At 45.2% G+C, this 6,643-nt stretch carries 11 protein-coding genes and 1 riboswitch; of the genes, 2 read left to right on the forward strand and 9 right to left on the reverse strand.

Going from position 1 to position 6,643, the window contains the following annotated elements; translation table 11 throughout:
• Positions 1 to 755, forward strand: a 755-nt coding sequence (locus B4K20_RS08525) for a metal ABC transporter permease (RefSeq protein WP_289282572.1), incomplete at its 5' end; no start/stop codon positions are given.
• Positions 756 to 776: 21 nt separating this feature from the next.
• Positions 777 to 1,667: a metal ABC transporter solute-binding protein, Zn/Mn family gene (locus tag B4K20_RS08530; protein WP_289282573.1), complete on the forward strand. Its 891-nt coding sequence runs from the start codon at positions 777 to 779 to the stop codon at positions 1,665 to 1,667.
• A gap of 128 nt (positions 1,668 to 1,795) precedes the next feature.
• On the opposite strand, the gene B4K20_RS08535 is transcribed toward B4K20_RS08530, so the two are convergent.
• The 9 genes from B4K20_RS08535 to B4K20_RS08575 all read right to left on the reverse strand — a co-directional run.
• Positions 1,796 to 2,134: a thioredoxin family protein gene (locus B4K20_RS08535; RefSeq protein WP_289282574.1), complete on the reverse strand. Its 339-nt coding sequence runs from the start codon at positions 2,132 to 2,134 to the stop codon at positions 1,796 to 1,798.
• A gap of 178 nt (positions 2,135 to 2,312) precedes the next feature.
• Complete coding sequence (locus B4K20_RS08540; RefSeq protein WP_286305119.1) at positions 2,313 to 2,852, reverse strand: hypothetical protein; 540 nt, start codon at positions 2,850 to 2,852, stop codon at positions 2,313 to 2,315.
• Positions 2,853 to 2,869: 17 nt separating this feature from the next.
• A riboswitch (cyclic di-GMP riboswitch) is annotated at positions 2,870 to 2,956 on the reverse strand.
• A 209-nt stretch (positions 2,957 to 3,165) separates the two neighbouring features.
• The gene (locus tag B4K20_RS08545; RefSeq protein WP_289282575.1) at positions 3,166 to 3,342 is read right to left on the reverse strand and encodes a hypothetical protein; all 177 of its coding nucleotides are present in this window, start codon (positions 3,340 to 3,342) and stop codon (positions 3,166 to 3,168) included.
• Positions 3,343 to 3,347: 5 nt separating this feature from the next.
• The gene (locus B4K20_RS08550) at positions 3,348 to 3,953 is read right to left on the reverse strand and encodes a hypothetical protein (RefSeq protein ID WP_289282576.1); all 606 of its coding nucleotides are present in this window, start codon (positions 3,951 to 3,953) and stop codon (positions 3,348 to 3,350) included.
• Between the two features lie 103 nt (positions 3,954 to 4,056).
• The gene (locus B4K20_RS08555; protein WP_286305122.1) at positions 4,057 to 4,353 is read right to left on the reverse strand and encodes a DUF6228 family protein; all 297 of its coding nucleotides are present in this window, start codon (positions 4,351 to 4,353) and stop codon (positions 4,057 to 4,059) included.
• A gap of 113 nt (positions 4,354 to 4,466) precedes the next feature.
• Positions 4,467 to 4,682: a hypothetical protein gene (locus tag B4K20_RS08560; protein WP_041354371.1), complete on the reverse strand. Its 216-nt coding sequence runs from the start codon at positions 4,680 to 4,682 to the stop codon at positions 4,467 to 4,469.
• Positions 4,683 to 4,851: 169 nt separating this feature from the next.
• Positions 4,852 to 5,604, reverse strand: coding sequence for a hypothetical protein (locus B4K20_RS08565; protein ID WP_289282577.1), 753 nt, complete (start codon positions 5,602 to 5,604; stop codon positions 4,852 to 4,854).
• A gap of 51 nt (positions 5,605 to 5,655) precedes the next feature.
• The gene (locus B4K20_RS08570) at positions 5,656 to 6,120 is read right to left on the reverse strand and encodes a flagellar protein FlhE (RefSeq protein ID WP_286305124.1); all 465 of its coding nucleotides are present in this window, start codon (positions 6,118 to 6,120) and stop codon (positions 5,656 to 5,658) included.
• Between the two features lie 314 nt (positions 6,121 to 6,434).
• Positions 6,435 to 6,643 (reverse strand): hypothetical protein (locus B4K20_RS08575; RefSeq protein ID WP_289282578.1); only part of this gene is annotated, 209 nt, incomplete at its 5' end.

A 6,643-nucleotide genomic window follows, 5' to 3' on the forward strand; every position in this document is an offset into this window, starting at 1 on the left:
TATTGCTACGTCGAATGAGCCTAATCGGGGATGCCATGAGTCATGCCGTATTACCTGGCGCAGCGATAGGCTTTTTGGTTGCTGGAGGCTTATCACTGATTGCCATGGGCATTGGCGGTTTGGTTGCCGGTATCAGCGTGGCATTACTATCAGGCTTTGTCAGTCGCACCACGATATTAAAAGAAGATGCCAGCTTTGCTACGTTTTATCTGACCTCACTGGCACTGGGTGTATTAATCGTCTCAATGCGTGGGTCAAATATTGATCTCTTACACGTACTCTTTGGCACCATACTGGCGATTGATGCCCAATCAGTGTATCTGGTGGGTGGCGTAACTAGCTTGAGTCTTATTGTGTTAGCCATTATCTATCGACCACTGGTGGTTGATTGCTTTGATCCCGGCTTCTTAAAAGCCGTAGGTGGTTATGGCCCTGTTTATCATTTCTTATTTTTATTTCTGGTTGTGTTGAACTTGGTCGCCGGCTTTCAGACATTAGGCACGCTTATGGCTGTAGGAATCATGATGTTACCCGCTGCTATCGCTCAACTGTGGACCAGAACACTGCCAATGATGCTGGTCATTGCTGCATCGAGTGGTGCCTTTTCTGGCTTTATCGGTCTGCTAATTTCTTACCACTTAGGTTCGGCGTCCGGACCAACTATTATTTTGACCAGCAGTTTTATCTATCTTGTCACTCTGTGCGTTGCCCCACAAGGGGTGTTAAAGCAGTGGTTCTATCGCTACAAACTCTAGTATCAAAACAAAAGGTTCACTATGTATAAACCGTTATTCACCTATCTGATTCTTATCGGCCTAACTTTTGTCATCAAATCCGCTTCCGCTAACACTATCAATGCTGTCACCAGCTTTGGCATTTTGGCTGATGTCGTCAAAAACGTAGGTGGCAAGCATGTAAAAGTGACCAGTATTGTGCCACCTAATGGTGACCCACACAGCTACGAGCCCTCCCCAGGTGATGTAAAGTTAATCAAATCCGCAGACGTCATCTTTTTAAGTGGCATGGGTTTAGAGAACTGGTTTCAACGTTTAGCGAAAGCCGCCGGCACCAGCACAGCTCCGATTGCTGTTTCAAAAGGTATTGAGACCTATTCTGTAACAGCCGGCTATGGCCAGTTCAGAACGGATCCACACGTATGGAATGATGTCGATAATGTTCAGGTTTGGGTTAATAATATTGAAGCGGCCTTGATTGAAGTCAGACCAGATCTGACAAATGAAATACAACAGGCTGCTCAAGCGTACAGGGAAAAACTGACGGCACTGGATGCCAATATCCACGCAAAGCTGACAAGCCTGCCCACTGACAAACGTGACATTTTAACCAGCCATGACGCATTTAGTTATTACACAAAAGCCTATGGCGTCAGGTTTTTGTCTCCCCAGGGCGTATCCACAGAAACCGAAGCCTCAGCTGCTACCATCGCTAAACTCATCGATCAGATTAAACAGCTTGGCGTAACACGTTATTTTCTTGAAAACTCTAATAACACCCGTTTGATCAAGCAGATTGCTAACGCCACCGGGGCAAAACCAGGCGGCAGACTCTATCCCGAGTCGTTATCTGAAGAAAATGGCCCGGCTGCAACCTATATAAAACTAATGCAATACAACACACAACAAATCGTCACGGCCCTTTCCGAATAACGCCGAGATACCCAGGCTATTTATCTTCAGATAGTCTGGGTAGTGGCTCCTTAAACCGTTACACATGGTTTATATGCATAACTATTCTCAGAGAAAATCAGTCGGGACAAGGGCAAAACTGGCTCCGCTTAGTTGAGTTTCGACATCAATTCACGAACCTCTTCAGCACGTAATGGCCGCACCAGACGATCCACTTCTTGACCATTGTCTAGCAGTATCAATGTCGGCCAGAGTTTGACCCTAAACCCACGGCCCAGTCGCTTGCCCTTGCCATCATAGATTTTGATATGACGCAGCTCCGTATGTTCATTGATCACTTCGTTGATCGCTGCACGTGCTGCCTGACAATGACCACACCAGGGCGCACCAAACTCAAGTAATACCTTACCCGGCAATTCGCTGGTTTGATCAAAGGTCAATGTTTCCTGTAGATATCCTGAGTCGGCATCAGCTTGATCGATGTTCATATAATTAACTCTATGGGTAAATGACAATCTCTTTACTCAAACGCCGAAAGACTCTTCTCTCAGCCACAAAAAAAAAGGTTCATTTGCCATATCATCTTGCCATAAGTTTCTTTCAGGCAATAAAAAAGCCGTAATGAACTTAATCATTACGGCTTTAATCGGTTTAACAGTCTGGGTATTAAGCGACTGTTTTTTGAGCTCTACGACGTAAGCCCATGAAACCTAATAATGCAGGCGCAAACAAGAATGCTGCAGCAGGAATAGGCACTGCAGATACATTTAATGACATACCACCGATGTTGTCACCGTAGTTACTATCATTGATGAAGAACTGAACTGTGGCATCAGATAACAGTGTAAATGTTGCACCAAGTGCGTTCAGCAGCGCTAAATCTGCTGTCTCATATCTACCAGTATCGCTAGTGATGATATGAGTAGTGCCAGACGGTGTAGTGAATGAGTAGTTGTTGACCCAGCCTTTTGAACAACCAGTGCCATCAGCACTACAACCTTGCACTTTACCCCAAGCATTCCACGCTGTGTATGTGTCATCTTTAAATGGGCTTATTGAATAAGTACCTGCTTTCAGGTTGAGTTCAACAGCATTCGAAGAAGTGTTTGTTTTTGCATCAAGATGGACAGTTGCTGCGTTAGCAGTCAACGGCGCCATAATTAACAACCCGAGTGCGATTAATAAGTTTTTGCTAAATAACTTCATTACATAAGCCTTTGTTATTCTGCAACCCAGCCATCTTTATTCACTACTTATAAAGACCTGAAGCTTTCCGTGCTTGGCTCACACCAAGGTTGGCTTTATTAAGAAATTAATTTACTACAGCTACAGGGTAAATCGCTTTTATAGCTCAATCAATTGTACATTGGTACTAGAAGGCCTATATAAAAGTGGGTTTTGGCGATTTCTAGCATTAAGACTTCCCCACTCACATCAATCTGAACAGGCAAAGCTGGTTAGGAATACAACTATGTATCAAGTAGATAAATCAAACTCAGCGCGAAAATAACGTAACAAGCTAAAGTGAAAAATGACCAAACCAGAGAGCGAGTAGCCCTGACTTTTCCCCACCATAAGCTAGGTTCTCAATAAAGATCGCTTCTTGCATGCACTTGGCAATAAAGTGCATCGCCACCACAGCAAACAGAAACTGAATCAACGCTGGCACCCAACTCAAAACAGTCGCGCTTATCACTATTACTATTCATTATTCTCACGTGGATGTAGCTCAGACTCTATCCACTGCGCGACTTCTTGTTTGTCTTTTCGTTTTACCATCTGCCTAGTATTGATGTCTTTTGGATAAACGCAAGTGCCTGTATTGTGCTTCAACACAAATGCGCGTTTCGCCCCAACAGGGTGTTTACTTGGCGCATGAATTACTGCGGATCTTAACTCGAGACATTCAACGTCTTCCAGTGAAGCGTTTAAACCTATTTCATTTTGAGTCTTTTCAATAATGTCTCGAAATGTTCCTAAAATCAGATAACTACCATTTAGCAACGGCCCTTGACGCAAGGTTTGCTGCACATTTTGCTCCGTAACATTAATGCGCTCAAACTCGGTCACAGCAAGCTTATGCTCCTCCCCGGACGTCATTTTTATCACGGCTTGTACACACACCACATGAACAGGCCGCTCCCCCATATTCACCAACATACACAGCGCATCGGGGTTCTCATTTTGAGCATGGTGAAAAAGAAGATAGGGCCGATTATTACGGCGATATTGACTAAGAATTAACTGTAAATAGACAAGCCAGATAATGGCCATAACAGCAGAGCTGACGGGGCCAACATACTCCATAGGTTCTCCTCCTCCGTGGGAAATTAATGTTTAGAGGGGTACTGACTAAGAACTCAGTGATGAGTTTCATTTAGTAAATTGATGAAGTGTGTGAGTGAGAAATCTATAGAAAGAAATCAAGTTTGCTGACACCTTGAACATGCATAGCCGTTGCCGTGAGCATGAACTCTCCGTCCAAAGCTCCCCATATCTTCTCCCCTTTCCAGCCTCGCCAGTTGTCTGCCATATCCCGAAACAGAAGACTTGGCGGGCCGACAAAATAGGTTGTTGTATTGACTTCACCTATAAATGGAGCGCCAGTAACAGAGGCAACAAAGTTTGAGCCCTCCTCGTTGCCACCAACGATCCTCAAGGAGAGGGTTGTGGCGTCATCACATGACTTGATTTCTATCGTTTCCATAGACCATTAACGCCAACAGCACGCGCGGCTGCGAAATGGAGGCGAAGCCGCAATGTAGTAGACGTCGCCGTGACTGTGATTGTTAGGCTCAATTACCGGTTTTGCGCCGATGATTAATCGACAAAACCGAAATAGTGGCCAACACCCAGAACGGTTTCCACAAATTTCTTGGCTGTAGCACGATCCATAATCACAGATTTGCCATCGACATTCAGATAAATACTATCCTCGTCATAGAATGAAGAGCGGCCAAACTCAATATCCATTTTTTCTTTCCCGCCCTGACATTTTACCGTTTCTTCAAAAACATGGTTGTCGCTATAACTCAAACCCTTCTTGTAAAGTGACGACTTTTGATCGTCAGATATGAACGTTGGGCTTCTGGCCTAACGCCAGCATCAGCCGGCGCGCTATTCGCGCGCGCGGCTGAATGCCATCGTTAGGCGATTGATCGTGTGTTGATTCTTTGCCTGGAAAAATAATTTCAACCAGACCCCTTTAATTCTTTAATTGCAGGGTGCGAAACGCCGCTTCGATGAATAACGCCTGGTTGAGAAACGGATTTTTACTGAATAGGTCGCCGGATGTCACTCGATCAATCAGTGACTGGCGCGGATTGCTAGTGTCTGTATTGGGTAAGTTAGCTGATGATTGGGGAATAAACTTGCCTGCATTCTCACTTGGCTCATGCACTAAATAGATTGTACCTGAAGCAATAGCGGCTTGGCGTCGTCGGTCACTGGCAAGTAACCCGGCTGCCAGTTCAACATCATCAGCATCGAGGTTGTTCTCTACAGCATAATCATACGCAGCTTCCAACGCTTCTCTGTCGCTTTCCGATAAAAAATCAAAGACATTTCCACTATCAGATGAAGGGTTAGGTCTTGGTATCGTTTCACGAATGTTGTGTTCTTGCTGCAAGGCATTTCTCAACGCTTGGCCATCTATATCAATTTCGGTATTGGCTGTTACCATGCTAACGGCTTGGTCAAGCAACGCTTGGCCTCTTGCTATGGGAAGGTAACTGGGCCCAAGTTCTTGGCGTAAAAACTCGTTCGCGCCTTGCACCAATAGGCTTATAGAATGACCTCGGGCGCTAATCTGCAGGGCTGGATTAGTAGTATTGCTGATCCGAGAGCCGGAGCTGCTTGTATTCTCTGAATTCGTTATATCCTTGGAATTAGCAACGGAGGTATCCGACTGCAATGCGCTTTGGGCTGAGCTGTTAATAAATCCAGTGATGATATTCATGCTGCATTTCCTCCTTATGACAAAGGGGGTAATCTGTCATATTGTATTACATCAGTAGCTGTAATCCACTCTTACTGTATCCGCTGTACGGATAGTTGAATACGCTCCTCCGACTAAAGTAAATCGTAAATGGAAAGTGCCACGGGCGTTAAACCCGTCAAATGCATCTGAATTGTCATTTTGCGCAGCTGATATATCGATACAAAGAAAATCAGAGGATGAGTATTGTTTTCGGTAACACAATTCGACTTCTTCAGACGTATGGCCGTTAGGAATGGTATTCCAATCCCAGGAAACGTCTGTAATTTCAGCGTCCCTTCTGGGGACAGAAGACGGCGGGTTAAATGGAGTGGTTGCATAACCTCCAGAAAAATAAATTGTGTAACCTAACCGCGTGTGCTCCCAGAAATCATCCGCCGCATGTGCTGCTGATGACAAAAAAGCGAATATGACGCCATTCCAGTAAGTATGCTCTTGATCTTCATAGCAGTTCTCCAATTGTATTGATCTATTCATTAGCTCCCCAATGCGCGGGGCGCAACCACATAAAAACAGTAACTTAAGTCAAGTTACTTGGAAGTCAACTACCGCTGTTCGTTGCGCATTAGGCCTCCAAGATATTGGATGCACAACGCCGAATAAGTGTCAAGCGAAATCAGAAACTGCCTCCTTGCGACATCCGGAATTGACCTCTCAGTTCACACGGGTTGTTTTTTTGATGTCCGCAGTGGCCACGGCCTTGATCAGCCCGGATCGCCGCTTCAAGAATAGGAAGTCCAACCGCCTATGCGAAAATATCCCCCTGATCTGGAGTGCCGTCAAGACTCGGTTTAAGCCCTTCTGACCACCGAAGAGCGATGATGGAGAAGAAATTGGCCGCTGGCAGCCGCATCTTCCCAAAGGCCGATCCCAGGCACTGATTGCCCCAACAACCCTGCTATCCTTGCGCGTTTTGAGTGATATTGGTGCCAGGCTCGATTTATTTTACGCCTAACAGTGTCTTTTATGAAGCCTGCGGCTTCATAATAAATATTAAAGA

Source organism: Methylophaga sp. UBA5088, assembly GCF_002414625.1.
In the GTDB taxonomy this organism is placed as follows: Bacteria; Pseudomonadota; Gammaproteobacteria; order Nitrosococcales; family Methylophagaceae; genus Methylophaga; species Methylophaga marina.